12 protein-coding genes and 1 pseudogene are annotated in these 17,022 nt (G+C 75.2%); 6 read left to right on the forward strand and 7 right to left on the reverse strand.

What is annotated here, in order from left to right:
* Positions 1–102: 102 nt before the first annotated feature.
* Together SCA03_RS03730 and SCA03_RS03735 are read left to right on the forward strand one after the other, a co-directional pair.
* Positions 103–1,350, forward strand: a complete 1,248-nt coding sequence (locus tag SCA03_RS03730) for an exonuclease SbcCD subunit D (protein WP_078873886.1) — start codon at positions 103–105, stop codon at positions 1,348–1,350.
* Entirely contained in the window at positions 1,347–4,466 is a 3,120-nt protein-coding gene (locus SCA03_RS03735; protein WP_086815400.1) for an AAA family ATPase, read from the forward strand. The genes SCA03_RS03730 and SCA03_RS03735 overlap by 4 nt, the downstream gene beginning before the upstream one ends.
* A gap of 99 nt (positions 4,467–4,565) precedes the next feature.
* Here the strand turns inward: SCA03_RS03735 and SCA03_RS03740 are convergent, their stop codons facing one another.
* Positions 4,566–5,576, reverse strand: a complete 1,011-nt coding sequence (locus SCA03_RS03740) for a winged helix-turn-helix domain-containing protein (protein WP_086815401.1) — start codon at positions 5,574–5,576, stop codon at positions 4,566–4,568.
* Positions 5,577–5,762: 186 nt separating this feature from the next.
* On the opposite strand from SCA03_RS03740, the gene SCA03_RS03745 reads away from it, so the two are divergent.
* A complete protein-coding gene (locus tag SCA03_RS03745; RefSeq protein WP_212767752.1) occupies positions 5,763–6,176 on the forward strand; it encodes a hypothetical protein in 414 nt (137 codons plus the stop codon).
* A gap of 310 nt (positions 6,177–6,486) precedes the next feature.
* Complete coding sequence (locus tag SCA03_RS03750; protein WP_230988473.1) at positions 6,487–7,182, forward strand: M15 family metallopeptidase; 696 nt, start codon at positions 6,487–6,489, stop codon at positions 7,180–7,182.
* A 133-nt stretch (positions 7,183–7,315) separates the two neighbouring features.
* Here SCA03_RS03750 and SCA03_RS03755 read toward each other — a convergent pair whose 3' ends face one another.
* The 4 genes and pseudogenes from SCA03_RS03755 to SCA03_RS03770 all read right to left on the reverse strand — a co-directional run bounded on the left by SCA03_RS03755 (position 7,316) and on the right by SCA03_RS03770 (position 12,630).
* Positions 7,316–9,040: a DUF885 domain-containing protein gene (locus SCA03_RS03755; RefSeq protein WP_086815402.1), complete on the reverse strand. Its 1,725-nt coding sequence runs from the start codon at positions 9,038–9,040 to the stop codon at positions 7,316–7,318.
* Between the two features lie 90 nt (positions 9,041–9,130).
* A complete protein-coding gene (locus tag SCA03_RS03760) occupies positions 9,131–10,555 on the reverse strand; it encodes a GNAT family N-acetyltransferase (RefSeq protein WP_107428991.1) in 1,425 nt (474 codons plus the stop codon).
* A 223-nt stretch (positions 10,556–10,778) separates the two neighbouring features.
* Positions 10,779–11,282 (reverse strand): annotated as a pseudogene (locus tag SCA03_RS03765) (DUF1990 domain-containing protein); the annotation flags it as partial.
* Positions 11,283–11,454: 172 nt separating this feature from the next.
* Positions 11,455–12,630, reverse strand: a complete 1,176-nt coding sequence (locus SCA03_RS03770; protein WP_086815410.1) for a helix-turn-helix transcriptional regulator — start codon at positions 12,628–12,630, stop codon at positions 11,455–11,457.
* 343 nt (positions 12,631–12,973) lie between these two features.
* Here SCA03_RS03770 and SCA03_RS03775 point away from each other — a divergent pair, with 343 nt between their 5' ends.
* Positions 12,974–13,183 carry a hypothetical protein gene (locus SCA03_RS03775; RefSeq protein ID WP_030884584.1) on the forward strand — a complete coding sequence of 70 codons (210 nt, stop codon included), beginning with the start codon at positions 12,974–12,976 and terminating at the stop codon, positions 13,181–13,183.
* 46 nt (positions 13,184–13,229) lie between these two features.
* On the opposite strand, the gene SCA03_RS03780 is transcribed toward SCA03_RS03775, so the two are convergent.
* Both SCA03_RS03780 and SCA03_RS03785 read right to left on the reverse strand, forming a co-directional pair.
* Positions 13,230–14,813, reverse strand: a complete 1,584-nt coding sequence (locus SCA03_RS03780; protein WP_086815403.1) for an alkaline phosphatase D family protein — start codon at positions 14,811–14,813, stop codon at positions 13,230–13,232.
* 252 nt (positions 14,814–15,065) lie between these two features.
* The gene (locus SCA03_RS03785) at positions 15,066–15,950 is read right to left on the reverse strand and encodes an alpha/beta fold hydrolase (RefSeq protein WP_086815404.1); all 885 of its coding nucleotides are present in this window, start codon (positions 15,948–15,950) and stop codon (positions 15,066–15,068) included.
* 151 nt (positions 15,951–16,101) lie between these two features.
* Here SCA03_RS03785 and sigJ point away from each other — a divergent pair, with 151 nt between their 5' ends.
* Complete coding sequence (gene sigJ / locus SCA03_RS03790) at positions 16,102–16,998, forward strand: RNA polymerase sigma factor SigJ (protein WP_030884592.1); 897 nt, start codon at positions 16,102–16,104, stop codon at positions 16,996–16,998.
* Positions 16,999–17,022 lie beyond the last annotated feature (24 nt).

Here is a 17,022-nt window from a genome sequence, read left to right on the forward strand (position 1 = left end):
TGCTGGCCGTCCTGCCCGTCCCGTCCGTGCTGTCCGTACCGCCCCCTGTGCCCCGGGGCCGCCGGGAGGCGCTGTCGGAGGGGGGCCTTAAGGTCGTGGACCATGCGTCTGCTGCACACCTCGGACTGGCATCTGGGCCGGAGCTTCCACCGCGTCAGCCTGCTCGACGCCCAGCGCGCCTTCCTCGACCACCTGGTGGCCACCGTCGAGGAACACGCCGTGGACGCCGTGCTCGTCGCGGGCGACGTCTACGACCGGGCCGTGCCCTCGCTCGCCGCCGTCGAACTGTTCGACGACGCCCTGCGCCGCCTCGCCGAGCTGGCCGTCCCCACCGTCATGATCTCCGGCAACCACGACTCGGCCCGCCGCCTCGGCGTCGGCTCCCCGCTCATGGACCGCGTCGGCATCCATCTGCGCACCGACCCGGCCGGCTGCGGCACCCCCGTTCTGCTGCCCGACGGCAGCGGGAAAGGGCAGGTGGCCTGCTACGGGCTGCCCTATCTGGAGCCCGCGCTGGTCCGCGGAACGCTCGCCGCCGACGGCGCCGGGCACACCGCGGTGCTGCGGGCCGCCATGGACCGGGTGCGCGCCGATCTGGCCACCCGCCCCGAGGGCACCCGCTCCGTCGTCCTCGCCCACGCGTTCGTCACCGGGGGAGAGGTCTCCGAGAGCGAGCGGGACATCACCGTCGGCGGGGTCGCCTCCGTCCCGGTGTCCGTCTTCGACGGCGTCGACTACGCCGCGCTCGGCCATCTGCACACCTGCCAGCGCATCACCGACCGGGTGCGCTACTCCGGCTCGCCGCTGGCCTACTCCTTCTCCGAGGCGGGGCACCGCAAGTCCATGTGGCTGGTCGACCTCGGACCGGACGGCGCCGTCACCGCGGAACGGATCGACTGCCCCGTGCCGCGCCCGCTCGCCCGGCTGCGCGGCACCCTGGAGGAACTGCTGGACGAGCCGGCGTACGAGGCGCACACCGGCTCCTGGATCGAGGCGACGCTCACCGACGCCGTCCGGCCCGAGGAGCCCATGGCCCGGCTCGCCCGGCGCTTCCCGCACGTGCTCAGCCTCGTCTTCGACCCGGTACGGGAGGACGGCGGCACCGTCACCTCGTACGCGAGCAGGCTGCGCGGCCGCGACGACCGGCAGATCGCCGAGGACTTCGTGCACCACGTCCGCCCCGGGCGGCGCGCCGAACCGGGGGAGCGGGCGCTGCTCGGCCGGGCACTGGACGCCGTCCGGCTGGCCGCGGCCGAGGCCGACGAGGGCCCGCCACCGGACGGGAGCGGCGCGGCACCCTCCCGGGGCGCCGCCCCGGCCGGCGGCGCGGGACGCGGGGTGGCGCGATGAGGCTCCACCGGCTCACGCTCACCGCGTTCGGCCCGTTCGGCGGCGAGCACACCGTCGACTTCGACGCGCTCTCCGAGGCCGGGCTCTTCCTGCTGCACGGCCCGACGGGCGCCGGCAAGACCTCCGTGCTCGACGCCGTCTGCTTCGCCCTGTACGGCGGGGTGCCCGGCGCCCGCCAGCAGCCCGGCGGCACCCTGCGCAGCGCGCACGCCGACCCGCACACCCGCACTCGGGTCGTCCTCGAACTCACGGTCGCCGGACGCCGGTTGGAGATCACCCGCGCTCCGGAACAGCTGCGCCCCAAGGCGCGCGGCACCGGACTCACCCGCGAGCGCGCCCACACCGAGCTGCGCGTCTGGGACGGCGCACGCTGGCAGGGCCTCAGCCGCTCGCACCAGGAGATCGGCGAGGAGATCGGTCAGGCCCTGGGCATGAACCGGGAGCAGTTCTGCCAGGTCGTCCTCCTGCCCCAGGGCGACTTCGCACGGTTTCTGCGTTCCGGCGCCGAGGACCGCGCCAAGCTGCTCGGACGGCTCTTCGACACCGACCGGTTCGCCGCCGTCGAGGAGGAGCTGGCCCGGATGCGCCGCACCGCCCAGCAGGAGGTGGCCGAGGGCGACGAGGAACTGCTCGCCCTCACCCACCGGATGCGCCAGGCCGTCGGCGATCCCCCCGAACTCGCGGGCGGGCCCCGGCCGGAAGCCCCGGCGGAGCCCGCGCCGGCTCTTCCCGGGCCGCGCCGGGGCGGCCGGTCCCGGGGCGGCTCTTCCCGGTCCGGCCGCCCGGACGAGGAGCCGGCCCGTCTCGCGCCCGGCACGCCCGGCCTGGCCGACGCGGTGCTCGGCTGGGCCGCGCAGGCCCGCGCTTGGGCACGCGAACGCCTCGCCGGTACGGAACTGGCGGCCGGTGCCGCCCGCGCGCGGCACACCGCCGCCCTGGAGCGGCTGGCGGAGAGCCGCGAACGCGCCCGCGCCCAGGAGCGGTTCGCTGAGGCCCGGCGCCGCGCGGCCGCGCTGGAGCACCGCGCGCCGGAGCGGGACGAGGCGCACCGGAGGCTGGAGCGCGCCCGCGCGGCCGACGCGGTGGGGCCCGCGCTGGAGCTGCTCACCGCGGCGCAGACCGAGCACCGGCGCCGCGTCCGGGCCCGGCAGGACGCCTACGCGGTGCTGCCCGACGGCCTGGCGGAGGCCGGCACCGAGGAGCTGACCGCCCGCGAGCGCGAGCTGCGCCAGGAGCTGGGTGCTCTCCGCGCCGCGCGGGAGGAGGAGCCCCGCGCGGCCGAACTGGATGCCGAACTGGGCCGTCTGGACGCGGAGTCCAGGGCCGACGAGGACCTGCTGCGGGAGGCTGCCGACTGGCTCGACGGCTGGGAGGACATCCGCGAGAGCCTGCGCCGCCGGCTGGACGAGGCACTGGAGGCCACCACACAGGCCGAGCGGCTGCTGGGCGAACTGCGCCCCGCGCGTGCCCGCCTGGACGCGGCCCGCGAGCGCGACCGGCTGGCGGAACTGCTGCGCGCCGCCGAGCAGGAGGCCCCGGCCGCACGCGAGGCGGCGAACGCGGCCCACGAGAGCTGGCTGGATCTGCGCGAGCGGCGGCTGCGCGGCATCGCGGCGGAGCTGGCGGCGGGGCTCGCCGCGGGCGCGCCCTGCCCGGTGTGCGGCGCGTCGGAGCACCCCGAGCCGGCCCGCGCGGGCGAGGGGCACGTCGACCGGGCGGCCGAGGAGGCCGCGCTGGAGGCTTCCCGGCGCGCCCAGGAGCGCAGGGAAGCGGCCGAGCGCCGGGCGGCGGCGCTGCGGGAACAGCACGCGGCGGCCGAGGCAGCGGCGGACGGCGCCACCGGCGAACTGGCCCGCGCCGTCGAGCGGCTGGAGGCCGAGCACGCCACGGCACACGAGCGTGCGGGCGGCGGCCACGCCGCACGGGAGGCGCTGACGGCGGCCGAGAGCGAGCACACCCGGCGGCTCGCCCAGCAGCAGGAGGCCGAGCGCCGCACGGCGGCCCGCACCTCACGCCGCGAGACGCTGCTGAACGAGCGGTCCGCGCTGCTGCGGCGGCTGGAGCGGGCGCGGGGCGGCGCCCCCAGCGTCGCCGCACGCGCCGCCCGACTGGAGTCGACGGCCGAGCGGTTGACGCAGGCCGCCGAGGCCGCGGCCGGCGAGCGCGCCGCCCGGGAGCGGCTCACCGAGGCCGAGGCGCGGGTGCGCGAGGCCGCCCGGCAGGCCGGGTTCGACGGACCCGAGGAGGCGGCGGAAGCCCTGCTGCCCGAGGACGGGCCGGAGGGGCGCAAGGCACTGCGCGACCGGCTGGAGGCGTACCGCGCCGAAGCGGCCGCCGTGCAGGCCGAGTTGGCCGACCCCGAGCTGTGCGCGGCCGCCGAGGCGCCGGCGGCCGATCCCGCCGCCGCGCTCGCCCGCGCCGAGGCGGCCGAACAGCGGCTGCGTGCCGCCGAGTCGGCGCACGACGCGGCGCGTGCGAGCGCCGCGGCACTCGACGAGCTGGGCGCCCGCGCCACCGAACGGGTCCGCAAGCTGGCCCCGTTGCGCGCCGCGTACGAACAGGTGGCCGCGCTCGCCGGGCTGACCGCGGGCACGTCCGCGCAGAACGAGCGCCGGATGCGCCTGGAGTCCTATGTGCTGGCGGCCCGCCTCGAACAGGTCGCTGCGGCGGCCTCCGCCCGCCTGGCGCGGATGTCGGCGGGCCGGTACACCCTCGTGCACTCCGACGAACGGGCCTCCGGCCGGGGGCGCTCCGGCCTGGGCCTGCATGTGGTGGACGCGTGGACCGGCGGCGAACGGGACACCGCCACGCTCTCCGGCGGTGAGACGTTCTTCGCGTCGCTGGCGCTCGCGCTGGGGCTCGCCGATGTCGTCACCGAGGAGGCGGGCGGCACCCGCCTGGAGACCCTCTTCATCGACGAGGGCTTCGGCAGCCTGGACGAGCAGACGCTGGACGAGGTGCTGGACGTCCTCGACGGGCTGCGCGAACGCGACCGCTGCGTGGGCATCGTCAGCCACGTCGCCGATCTCCGCCGCCGCGTCCCCGTCCAACTGGAGGTGACCAAGTCCCGCACCGGCTCGGCCCTGCGGCACCGGACGGCCCCGGCACCGGTCTGAGGCACGGGGCCGGGGCGGGCCGTGCGGGCGCCGCACGCCGGTTCCGGGCCCCTGTGTTCCCTTTGTGTCCCCTGGCGCGGCGGTGCGCGCCCCGGCCGGTCATCGCCCCGGGGTGTCGAGCAGGGTGGTGCCCAGCTCCGTGGGGCTGTGCAGGGCCGTGTTGCGGTGCCGGACGGTGCGCACCAGCCCGGCGGCGCGGAGCGTCGTCGCGTGTTCGCTGGCGCTCGGTGACGCCAGGCCGGTGAAGGCGGCGAGTTCCTTGGTCGAGCAGCCGGGGTGCTCGGCGATGGCGGTCAGCACGGCGGCCCGGGTGGGGCCCATGAGCGAGGCCAGTGACGACCGCGCGTGCGGCGGCGCGGCAGGGGGCGCGGCCGGGTCGATCAGCAGCGGCGTGCCGGAGGTCCGGTCGCGGTGCGCGGGGTAGCGCAGGACCGGCTGTGGCTCGGCGTCGTCGTCGAGGCCCGGTGAGTCGGTGCCGAACAGGGAGGGGACGAGCAGCAGTCCGCGGCCGCCGAGGTGCAGATCGCCCTCCATGCCGGAGAGCAGCGCGACCTCCAGGACGGGCGGATTCCAGCGGATGCGCCGCGGGTCCAGCGAGCCGAACAGGGCTTCCACCCCGCCGGTGAGCAGTTGCCGGGTGCGGACCGCCCGGTCGGCCGCGGCTTCATCGACGACGCACGGCCACGTGGGCGACAGCAGGACGGAATGGACGTGGTCCAGCGCGTCGAAGAGCCGGCGTCGCAGGTCCGGGTCGTCGGGCAGGCGGTGCACCCACGAGGGCAGCGGCCGGCACTCCGCTATGAAGGCCAGATCCGCGCGGATCCGGGAGCGGGGTGTGGCCCGCGTCCGCTCCAGCAGTTCCTGCGGGCTGCCGGGCCCGGCGGGTGTGAGGAACGTCGGCGTCGGGCCGCTGGGCGGGATCAGATCGAGGACCAGCCGGGCCTCGGGCCCCAGCCGGGCGAAGGCGGCGCGCCGCCAGGCACCGAAGCACACGGCGTGGCGGCGGGTTTGCAGGGCGCGTACCGCCGCGTTCAGCTCCATCAGCGGTGGCGGCTGTGCCACATGGGTGCGCGCCAGGTCCTCGACCGTGAAGTGAATACGGAAGACCATTCCCTCCCCTGTCCTCGGAAGAGCCCCTTGGGCGATGTTCCGGGAATGTCGTGGTTCGGTCCAGACCGAATCTCGTCGAGAAGCCGTCCCGCAGGCCGAAGACTGAGGAACACAGGGCCCGCGCCACCGTCCTCGGGCGCAGGCCGAGACCACCACAACCGGGGGGGGGGGGAAAATCCCGTGCAGATGCGTACCCGTCTCGTCCCGTTCGCGATGACCGCCGTGCTGCTGGGCGGGGGAACGGCCGCCGTGGCGACCGCCCCGGCCCAGGCCGCGCCGTCGGGGCCGGACGCGACGATCCAGTCCTGCTACGGCAGCGCACGGAACTACACCAGCGCACCGGGCGGTTCCGGCAGCAACGCCCACTGGCCGGGCACCGGCAAGTACGCCTACACCACCGCGAACTGCAACGACATCAACCTCAAGGTCAACTACGACCGTACGGTGCGGACCTGCTTCCAGAAGACCGGCAAGTGCAACGGCTGGAAGAAGGCCCGCAAGGGCCAGTGGGCGTTGGCCGCCACCGATGTGAAGACCGGTACCGGGTTCTACATCCAGTTCAAGGGCGCGAACCGGAGCACCGGCAAGATCGCCTACTGAGGCCCGCCGAGCCTCACCGGAGCCCCACCGGGGCCCGCTGAGGCCGCACAGGGGATCACGCGGGGCGCCGGCCGCAGACCACCGGCGCCCCGCCGCGGCGCTCAGTGCGCCCGGGACCGCCCGGGCGACGAACCGCGAGAACGGTCCGACGTCCGCACCGACGTCCACGATCCGGGGGGGAGCCGGGGGAGCCGGACGCCGTGCCGGAGGTGTGCGGGCGCGGCGAACCTCCCCGGCACCACGGGTACCTGACGGCCCGTCCACCGGCGGGCTCGCCGTCGCGGGCCGCGCTCTGGCAGCATGCCCTCGCATGACATCTGTGGCGCACACCTCCGGCCGGCCGGAGGACATCGTGCTGATGAGCGATCCCCGGGTCGCGGCGGTCCCCGTCCAGGAGTGCGGCGATCCCCTGGTGGACTGCCGCGGACTGCTGCGGGTCGACGACCGTCGCGGCGATCCGCACGGCGACTGGGCGCGGCTGCGGCGCGGAGTGGCCGAACGGCTGGTGCGGGCCCAGGAGTTGCTGCCGCACGGCTGGCGCTGGCTGCTGGTCGAGGGCTACCGGCCGGTCTCCCTGCAACGGCAGATCTTCGACGGGTACGCGGACCGGCTGCGGGCCGCGCACCCGGAGGCGGACGCGGCGTGGCTGCACGAGGCGACGGCACGCTGGTGCGCCCCCGTCGAGACCGGCGGACACACCGCGGGCGCCGCCGTCGACCTGACCGTCTGCGACGAGGACGGCGACGAGATCGACATGGGCTGTCCGGAGGCCGCCACCCCCGAGGAGAGCGACGGGCTGTGCTGGACGCACGCCCCCGGCCTCACCGCCCGGGCCAGGGAGAACCGGGCCAGGATGGGCGAGGCGCTCGGCGCGGTCGGCATGGTCAACTACCCGACCGAGTGGTGGCACTGGTCCTGCGGCGACCGGTACTGGGCGTGGACGACGAGCGCTCCCGCCGCCTGCTACGGGCCGGTGCCCGACGAGGAGGCACGGGCCGGACGGTGACCGTCCGGCGCGCGGCCGTGCCCCTCACCGTGCGCGGCACGGCCCGTGCGGGGCGGCCCGGCCGCCCCGCACCGCCGTCGCAGGCGACGCCCGCCGACCGCCGGGCCGGGCACCGGCCGCCCCGCACCCGCCGTCACAGCGCGGAGAGTTCGGCCTCCAGATCGTCCAGGCCGAGAGAGCCCAGGGAGAGCGCCGCCATGTGCCACGCCTTGGGGTCGAAGGCGTCGCCGTGCGCCCGGCGTGCCGCCTCCCGGCCCCGCAGCCAGCACCGCTCGCCCAGCTTGTAGCCGATGGCCTGCCCGGGCATGCCCAGGTAGCGCACCAGCTCGCTCTCGACGAAGTCGGCAGGCCGTCCGCTGTGCAGACCGAAGAACTCCTGGGCCAGTTCGGGCGTCCAGCGCTCGCCCGGGTGGAAGGGGGAGTCCGCCGGGATCTCCAGCTCCAGATGCATGCCGATGTCGACGATGACGCGCACCGCCCGCATCATCTGGGCGTCCAGATACCCCAGCCGGCGCTCCGCCGTGGTGAGGAAGCCCAACTCGTCCATCAGCCGCTCCGCGTACAGCGCCCAGCCCTCGGCGTTGGCGCTGACCATGCCCACCGTCGTCTGGTACTTCGAGAGCCGGTCGGCGACGTACGTCCACTGCGCCAGCTGGAGATGGTGGCCCGGCACGCCCTCGTGGTACCAGGTGCTGACCAGGTCGTACACGGGGAAGCGGGTCTCGCCCATCGTCGGCAGCCAGGTGCGGCCGGGCCGGGAGAAGTCCAGGGACGGCTGGGTGTAGTAGGGCGCGGCGGCGCCACCGGGCGGCGCGATCTGCGCCTCCACGCGCCGTACCGGCTCGGCCAGTTCGAAGTGGGTGCCGTCCAGCTCGGCGATCGCCTCGTCCATCAGGCCCTGGAGCCACTCGCGGACCGCGTCGACGCCCTCGACGGCCTCGCCGTGCGTGTCCAGGTGCCGCAGCGCGTCCCACGGGGTGCTCGCGCCGGGCAGCACCTTCTCGGCCTCGGTGCGCATCTGCTCCAGCAACCGGTGGAACTCCGACCAGCCGTAGTCGTACGCCTCCTCCAGATCCAGGTCGGTGCCGTTCCAGTAGCGCGCCCACAGCGCGTACCGCTCGCGGCCCACCGTCTCGGGCGCCCCGGCGACACCGGGCCGGTACACGTCCCGCATCCAGTCGCGGAGCGCGGCGATCGCCCGGTCGGCCTCGCCCGCGGCCTCGGCCAGCTCGGTGCGCAGCTTCTCGGGCCCGCCCGCGGCGAACTCGGCGAACCAGCTGCGGCCCGTGCCGCCGTCCCGGCCGGTCTCGCCGAGCCACTCCGCGAACTGGCCCAGCACGGTGGACACCTGGCGGGGCCCGGCGTACAGGCCCCGGGCCAGGCCCTCCTCCAGGGACGCCCGGTAGCCGTCCAGCGCGACGGGCATGGCCCGCATCCGGGAGGCGACGGCGGCCCAGTCCTCGTCCGTCCCGGTCGGCATGACGGTGAAGATCTCCCGCACCGAGTGCACCGGTGAACTGAGGTTGCTGACCGCGCGCAGCCCCTCCCCGGCCTCGTGCACGGCGAGGTCGGCCTCCAGCCGCTCGCGCAGCAGCTTCGCGCAGCGCCGCTCGGCGTCGGCGCTCCCGCCGGGCCGGGCCTCGGCGGCGGCCAGTTCGGCGAGCGTCGTACGGTTCAGCACGGCCTGGGCCTCCTGGCCGGCCGGGGAGAAGTCGGGCAGCTTTCCGTGGCTTTCGGGCACACCGAGGAAGGTTCCGGTGAGCGGGTCGAGGTCGACGAGGGCGTCGACGTAGGCGTCGGCGACCTGGCGCGGCAGGGGCGCGGACGCCGCGCCGGCGGAGTTGAGTGCTTCGGACATGGACTCATCCTCGCGCCCCCGCCCACCGCCCTGCCACCACCCCGGGGGGTTGCGCACGAGGCGGAAGTGAGCTGGGAGGCGCCGAAAGGCTCAGCCGTCGACGCGCCCCGGGGCCACACCGGCCGCCGCCAGCACCGCCGTGACCACCAGCGTGCCCTCCTCCACCTGGTAGTCGAGCGGCAGCTCCAGGCCCCGCATGGCCGCGACCATCGCGGTGTTGGACGAGTGCGTCACCGCGTAGACGCTCTCGGCGCCCGTCTCGCCGGCCATCACGACCAGCCGCCGCAGCAGCTCACCGCCGATGCCGCGGCGCTGCCAGGCGTCCTCGACCAGCAGCGCCGCCTCGGTCTCGTCCCCGTCCCACAGCAGATGCCCCAGCGCGACGAGCCGGCCGGACGCCGTCTCCACGGCGAGGGTGCGGCCGAAGCGGGGCGACAGCAGATGACGCAGATAGCTGTCCGCGTCACCGGGCGGGCCGTGGTAGCGCTGCGCCAGCGTCTCGCGGGAGCAGCGCGCGTGCATGGCCGCGGCCGCCTCCAGATCGGCGGTGTCGGCCCGGCGGATGGTGAGGGTCTGGCCCGCGGGCAGCGTCAGCGCGTCCTTGCCGTGCGGCAGCCGTCGGCCCAGCCGGGCGTCCAGCTCCACCAGGGCGCGGGCACGGGCGAACTCGGTCGGGGTGAAGGGAAGAGTGGGCCGCTCCACGACGATCTCACCTCCTGCGGGGTCCGGCACCCGCAGTACCGTACCGCTCAGCGTGCCCTCGGCGCGGGCCGCCCCCGGTACCGAGCGGATCGTGCAGCGCCCCAGCAACTGACGCAGCGCGAGGGGGAGTTCGGCGGCGTCCAGCGCCGTGCGGGTGGCCAGCCGCAGCGCGCGGGTGGGCGCGTCCACCAGGTCGTGCGCGTCCGCCCGCTCCGTCCAGGTGCCCCGGCCGCCCGCGAGGGAGACGGTCCGGGCGAGCGCGCGGGCCTCCAGCCCGGCCGGGGCGCGCAGCAGGAACTCGTCGACGGTCTCGGTGCCCAGCGGGTGGGTCTGGAGCGTCAGGATGTCGACGCGTACGCCGGCCAGCGCCGTGCACAGCTGCGCGAGCGCCCCCGGGGTGTCGCGCACGGTCGTGCGCATCCGCCACAGCACGGTCCCGTCCGCCCCGCCGGGCTGTTCGACGGGGTGGTCCACCGTGCCGGCCTGCTTCTCCGACCCCGCGGTCCCGGCCGCGGGGCCGGTATCGGCCGACCGCCCCGGCGGCGGTGCACCCGGGCGGTCGGCGCGCCGGGCCCACCACAGGTGGACGACGGCCGCCGCGGCCAGCCCCAGGGCGCAGACGATCAGCGTCACCGGCCCGTCGGGCGCGTTGACCACCGTCTTGGCGAGGGTGTCCGCCGTGGCGACGGCGATGAACAGGGCGGCCAGCTCGACGAGTTCGCGCCGCCAGTGCGGGGAGCGCGAGCGGCCCCGGGGCTCCTCGGTATCGGTCACGGAGTGCTGTTGGCGTGGTACGGACAGCTCATCACTCATACCGTCCAGCGTCCTGGACAGGCGTTTCCTGATCACGAACGAGGTATGACCACCGCGTAAAAAGACCCGCTGGCCGCCGAATGCCCTATTTGCGCCGCCGGTGATGCCGCTCGTCGATGCCGGACTCGCTCCCGGCGCCTGCGCCGTTGCCGGCGCCCGCCCCCGTGCCGCCGCCCGCACCCGCCGTGGACGCGGACGCCCCGCGCCGGCCTGCGCCCGAGCGGGCCAGTCGGCGCAGCACCTGGCCGCAGCGCAGTGCGTACGCCCGCTGGAAGACCCGTACCAGCGGTCCGCCCGCCCGGATCCACCACACGGCCGGGCGACTGTAGGCCGTCACCGTCAGCCACACGGAATCGTCCGCCCGCCGGTCGACCCGGAACGCCTCCTCGCCGCGCACCGGGTGCCCCGGCAGGGTGCCGTAGCCCCAGCCGGCGGTGCGTTCGCCGTCCACCGCCCACACCACACGGCACGGCCCGCTCACCCGGGCCCGGCCCACGCCCAGCTCGACCGTCACCCGCACCCCCGGCGCGGCACGGGGCGCGTCCGCCGCGATGCGCACCCCCATCGCGCGGTGCATCCGCCACCGCATCACCGACTCGGCCGCGACCCGGAAGACGGCCTCCCCGGACCCGAGCCGGGTCCGCACCCGCAGCCCGCGGAACCCGCCCGGCGTCACCGCCCGCGCCGTCCACCCCACGGGCTCGTAACCGAGCCCGCCCCCGGCCACCGCTTCCCGCACCTCACGTTCCTGAGCCACATTTCGAGTATCCCTGCCGCCACTGTCTGCCGCAGCGGGGCCCGGCCTACCTTCGTGCGGCAGTACGGCGCTCACCGCGCAGTGGGACAGCAGGACCGCGGCGAGGCCGGAGGGAGGGGCGGGCCGTTCTCGTGCCGGCGGGTCAGAAGGCGTAGGGGTCTTCCGCCATGCTCGTGCGGATGTGCTCCAGGGTGTCCCGCAAGTCCACCGGTGCTCCGCAGAGTTCCCGGGAGGTCACCCGGTCCAGGTGGGCCAGGGTCACCCGGGAGGAGATCTCCGTGATGGCGGGAGCCAGCTCCCCGGCCACGTTCTCCGCGTCCGTCCACGCGCGCAGGGCCAGCAGGGAGTCGAGCAGCCACACCTGGGATGTCAGGCCGTATCCGACGTGTGCTCCCCGCTCGTCGTCGGACGCGCTGTGGAGGATGGGAACGGACGCGTCCCACTGTCCGGTGTAGTTCAGGGCCCGTCCCTGCTGCCGGTCGATCTCGCGGTCGGAAACCCACCAGGACCAGGGGGGCGATGCCTCGGGCGGGGCCTCCTGGAGAAGGGCCCGGGCGCGCAGGAACGACTGGACGGACCGGGCGGAGTCCCCGGCGCGCAGCAGCCCCTGGCCTTCGCGGGCGCGGAACATGGCCTCCACGCGCGGGTCCAGGCTGCCACGGTCCAACACGCCCCGGACGATGGAGAGTTCCTCCCCCGGCCGGCCCGTCGACCCCGCGAGCAGTGCCAGATTCTGGAGTGTGAGCAGCTCGATGCCCTCGTCACCGGAGAGCCGGGCGAGGTGCAGCGCCTCCTGGCTGAAGCGCCGCGACGCGTGCGGGCGGCCCTCGTTGTAGCACGCCCAGCCGGCGATCTCCGCCAGCTCGGCGGCAGCAGACTGGACGTCCCGCTCGTGGGCTTCGCCCACTCCCTCGCCCAGACGCCGGTACACCGTCTTGAAGGCCCGTGCGGCGGATTCCGCGATGGGGAGGCCGTGGAGCTCGTTGTCCAGCGCGATCAGACGGCGGTTCAACTCCCGGATGTTCGCGCCCAGTTCCTCTCCCGTGGCGCGGTGGAGCGCCGGAAGGGGAGCAGGGGGCGCGATCCGTGGCCGCGCGGGCTCCTTGAGGGACTCGGCGGAAGTACCCAGGGCCGTCGCGAGGGCCGGCAGCCATTCCCGGGGCGTCCGCCGACCGGTCTCGTACCGGTAGACGTCGTGCTTCGACAGCGCGTCCGGGGGCAGGCCGGATGCCCGGCACGCTTCACGGGCCAACTGGGGCTGGGTGAGGCCCAGCGCTTCCCGGTGCCTGCGGATGTTGTCCCCGACCGTGCTCCCCATACCGCCCATTGTGGCCCACTCGGGGCCTACCGGAGGCATATCGGAGGGCTATCGCCACCGGCCGGGGAGCGTCACAGGCTGGTCACATGACGTAAGGGCCCCTGCCCCGGAGCGATCGGGCCGGGGCACGGGCCACCCGGAGCAGAGAGGCAGGTAGCCGTGCTGGAGCGTACGCGACCACCCGTCCAGGAGAGCGGGGGAGGGGCCGACATCCCGCCGGGTTCGATGGTCTTCCCGCCGTGCACGTGCCCCAGGTGCCGGGGGAGCCGCCGGGGGCGGGCTCCGGCGGACGGGGCGGACGGCCGCCAGGACGCCGACTCCCCGGCGAAGGAGGGTGAGTGACGTGCGCGGGGCTCGTCCGTTCCGCGTCGTCGAGGGCGCGATGCCGGAAGAACTCCTCACCCCGGACGTGGTCACCGGCTGCACGCAGTGCGAGTACCTCTCGCGGCTCTACGTCGGTTACCGCCGCATGCCGGAAGACGCCCGCAGACGGGGCCAGTTGATGGCGTTCGCGCTGCAACTGTGGCGGGAGCACGCCGCGGAGCACGGCTGACTCCTGGCGCACGGGCGGGCCCGTGTTCCGAGTGCGCCCCGGCCCGCTACTGCCCCACCCGGCCGGGTTGCAGCACCTGTGTGAAGAGGACGGCGCCGCCCTCTTCGCGCAGGCGTACGGTCATCTCGCCCGTGCCGCCGTCGATGTCGACCTGGCCGAAGTACTGGCCGCCCTCGGTGGGCGGGGTGTTGGCGCGTGTGGGTGCCTTGACGAAGCGCTGGTCGGGGCCGAACGTCCCGTCCAGTTTCAGCGCGGCGAAGCCGCCCGCGTTCATCGGCCCGGAGACGAACTCCCAGAACGGCGCGAAGTCGGGGAAGGCCGCCTTCGCCGGGTCGTACCGCTGGGCGCAGGTGTAGTGCACATCGGTGGTGAACCACACCGTGCCGGTGATCCGTTGGTGCTTGATGTGCCGCAGCAGTTCGGCGATCTGGAGCTCGCGGCCCAGCGGCCGGCCGGGATCGCCCTGGGTGACGGCCTCGAAGTCGCTGTCGCCGTCCGGGACGACGAGCCCCAGCGGCATGTCGGAGGCGATCACCTTCCACACCGCGCGCGAGCGGGACAACTCCCGCTTGAGCCAGCGCAGTTGCCGTGCGCCGAGGATGCCCTGGCGGTCGTGTGCGCTGCGGCCGGGCGAGTTGGCGTTCCGGTAGGCGCGCATGTCGAGGACGAAGACGTCCAGCAGCGGGCCGTAGTGCACGACCCGGTGCACGCGTCCGTCCTCGTCCTTCGGCGGCAGGGTGCCGATGGGGAAGTACTCGCTGAACGCGCGCAGCGAGCGCGCCGCCAGGGTGTTCACGTCCTTCACCCGGTACCGGTCGTCGTCGAGGATCTCGCCCGGGTACCAGTTGTTGAGCACCTCGTGGTCGTCCCACTGGACGACGGAGGGCAACTGGGCGTTGAACCGGCGGTAGTTGGCGTCCAGCAGGTTGTAGCGGAAGTTGCCGCGGAACTCCGCGAGCGTCTCGGCGACCTTCGCCTTCTCCTCGGTGGTGACGTTGCGCCACACCGAGCCGTCCGGCAGCTCCACCCTCGGCTCGATGGGGGAGTCGGCGTAGATGGTGTCGCCGCTGTTGAGGAAGAAGTCCGGGTCCAGCCGGCGCATCTCCTCGAAGATGGGGTAGCCGCCGCGGTCCGGATTGATGCCCCAGCCCTGGCCCGCCAGGTCGCCCGACCACAGGAACCGCAGATCGCGGCGGCGTTCCGGGGCCGTCCTGAAGGTGCCGTGCACGGGTTCGCCGGTGCGCCGGGGGTCGTCCGGGTCGGCGAGGGTGACGCGGTAGTGGATCTGCTCGCCCGCCGGGAGTCCGTGCAGCGCGGTGCGTCCGGTGAAGTCGGTGTCCGGGCCGATGAGCGGGCCCGTCCAGCGCCGGGCGCCGCGGAACGACTCGGTCGCCGAGGTCTCGACCACCATCCGGGCGGGCCGGTCCGAGCGGACCCACACCAGTCCGGAGGACGAGGTCACGTCCCCGGCCTGGACGCCCCAGTCGGCCGACGGCCGCCCCCGCAGTGCCTGGGCGGGTGCGGCCGGGCCCGACAGCGGCAGGCTCAGGGCCGCCGTCGCGCCGAGGGAACCGCGTACCACCGTGCGCCGGGTGGGCGTTCTGCCGGTCGTCGGGTCGCCGTGTGCCATGAACGGGCCTCCTCCAGGTGGGCGGTGCGCCGACGCGGTCCCGCGTGCGGCTGTCCGTCCGCCCGTCCGGCCGGGCCGGGGCGGGCGGTGCCGTCAGCTGTATCCGGTGCGGGTGCCGGACATGCGAACCCACAGTGAACACCCCTGCGACACCGGACAGAAAGGGTCCGCGCGCGGGCGGGCGCCCTTCGCGTGCGCTCGCGGGCCCCGGAGGCGCGGGTTCCGCGGGAGGCGGGCGCCGGCCCCGGCGGCTCAGCCGCGTGCCTGCTCCGCCGTGTCGAGGACGATCCGGGTCACCCCGGCCGGATCGTCGTTCATCGGCACGTGTCCGCAGCCGCGCAGCCGCACCAGCCGGGCGCCGGGTATGACGCGCTTGGCGCGGACGCCCTGGTGTCGGAGGAGCACCCGGTCGCGGTCGCCCCAGCCGATGGTCACCGGTATGTCGGGGATGTCCTGGTCGATCAGGGGGCCGGGCTGCCGTCCCTCGGCCAGCACCGGTGCGTAGCCCGCGGCGCCCGCCAGGGCACGGGTCTCGGCGAGCACGGCGTCCGGTGAACGCCGCCCGGGCCGGGCGTATATGGCGCTGGTGAGCACGGCCCGGCCGGCGGCCGAGTGGGCCAGTCGCCGTGCCACGGGTGCCGGCAGCGCCCGCGCCCCGGTCCGCAGCCCCCGCAGCACCGCGAACGCGTACAGCCGCTCCGGGGTGTTCCAGAAGCCGGCGGGTGCCAGGGCGGTGACCGAACGCGCGTGCCCGTGCAGCCCCATCGCCAGCGCCAGCAGCCCGCTGAGCGAATTGCCCACCACGTGCGGCCGGTCCATGCCCAGGCCGGCGCACGCCTGGGCCAGCAGCGGGACGACGCCGTCCAGCCCGTACGAGACGCCCTCGGGCAGCGGATCGGAGGCGCCGAAGCCGGGCAGGTCGATGGCGGCGACGTCGTACCGCGAGGCCAGCGCCGTCATGACCGGCTCCCATGCCTGCCAGTGGTGGCCGATGCCGTGCAGCAGCAGCATCGGCTCGCCGCCGCGCACGCCGCGGCGCGCGTACACCACCTCGACCGGCGGGTGTCCGGGAGGGGTGACCCGGAGCGTGGCGTCGTGCGTGGGGCTGGGGGTCTGCGGTGGACGGACGGCGGTCATGGCTCCTCCTGGGCGCGTGCTGCCGGGCCGCCGGGGCCGTCGGGCGGTCCGTCCGGTGGCCGTGCCGGTGTGTTGACAGAATGTCAGCAAGCCGGTCGAGGGGGAAGGGCCCGGATCCCGAACGGCCGTGCGCCGGTGGCATGATGACGGCGTGAACCAGGACGACGGAACCGAGGTCTTCGAGGAGCACCGGCCGGTGCTCGACGGCGTCGCCTACCGGATGCTCGGCCGCGTGGCGGACGCGGAGGACGTCGTCCAGGAGGCGTGGCTGCGCTGGTCGTCCGCCGACCGCGGCCGGGTGCGCGAGCCGCGCGCCTATCTCGTCCGTGTCACCACGCGCCTGGCCATCGACCGGCTGCGCCAGGTGCAGGCGCGCAAGGAGACCTACGTCGGCCCCTGGCTGCCGGAGCCGCTGCTGACCGATCTGGCGCCGGGCTCCGCACGGGAGCGGGAGGACGGCGCCGAGCGCGCCGTGCTCGCCGAGTCCGTCTCCCTGGCGGTGCTGGTGGTGCTGGAGTCCCTCTCCCCGCTGGAGCGTGCGGTGTTCGTCCTGCGGGAGGCGTTCGGCTTCCCGTACGCCGAGATCGCCGAGGTGCTGGAGCGCAGCGAGCCGGCCGTGCGCCAGCTCGCCGGCCGCGCCCGGCGGCACGTCGACGAGCGCAAGCCGCGCTTCGAGGTCGACCCGCGCCAGCAGCGGGAGTTGACGCAGGGCTTTCTGAGGGCGGCGATCGACGGCGATCTGGAGGCGCTGCTGGGCCTGCTCGCGCCCGAGGCGCGGCTGGTGGCCGACAGCGCGGGCCGGGCGAAGGCGCCCCGGCAGATCCTGTTCGGCGCCGACAAGGTGGGCCGCTTCCTGGCCGCCGTCGGGCCGCAGGGGCGGATGCCCTCCTTCGACTACCGGTTCCTGGAGATCAACGGCTCCCAGGGGCTGCTCGCGACCGTCGACGGCGTACCCGACACCCTGTTCCTGTGCGATGTCGCCGACGGCCGCATCCAGTCCGTCTACGTGGTCAGGAACCCGGACAAGATCGCCCGGTTCGCCGGATGAGCGTCCGGCCGCCGGGCTTCCGGC

The sequence above is a fragment of the Streptomyces cacaoi genome, assembly GCF_006539165.1.
Lineage (GTDB): Bacteria > Actinomycetota > Actinomycetes > Streptomycetales > Streptomycetaceae > Streptomyces > Streptomyces cacaoi.

Coding starts and splice junctions, on each gene's coding strand:
- SCA03_RS03770 (WP_086815410.1), bottom strand. CDS start 12,630: ATGGGGAGCACGGTCGGGGACAACATCCGCAGGCACCGGGAAGCGCTG.
- SCA03_RS03760 (WP_107428991.1), bottom strand. CDS start 10,555: ATGAGTGATGAGCTGTCCGTACCACGCCAACAGCACTCCGTGACCGAT.
- SCA03_RS03785 (WP_086815404.1), bottom strand. CDS start 15,950: ATGACCGCCGTCCGTCCACCGCAGACCCCCAGCCCCACGCACGACGCC.
- SCA03_RS03755 (WP_086815402.1), bottom strand. CDS start 9,040: ATGTCCGAAGCACTCAACTCCGCCGGCGCGGCGTCCGCGCCCCTGCCG.
- SCA03_RS03750 (WP_230988473.1), top strand. CDS start 6,487: ATGACATCTGTGGCGCACACCTCCGGCCGGCCGGAGGACATCGTGCTG.
- SCA03_RS03740 (WP_086815401.1), bottom strand. CDS start 5,576: ATGGTCTTCCGTATTCACTTCACGGTCGAGGACCTGGCGCGCACCCAT.
- SCA03_RS03730 (WP_078873886.1), top strand. CDS start 103: ATGCGTCTGCTGCACACCTCGGACTGGCATCTGGGCCGGAGCTTCCAC.
- SCA03_RS03780 (WP_086815403.1), bottom strand. CDS start 14,813: ATGGCACACGGCGACCCGACGACCGGCAGAACGCCCACCCGGCGCACG.
- SCA03_RS03745 (WP_212767752.1), top strand. CDS start 5,763: ATGCGTACCCGTCTCGTCCCGTTCGCGATGACCGCCGTGCTGCTGGGC.
- SCA03_RS03735 (WP_086815400.1), top strand. CDS start 1,347: ATGAGGCTCCACCGGCTCACGCTCACCGCGTTCGGCCCGTTCGGCGGC.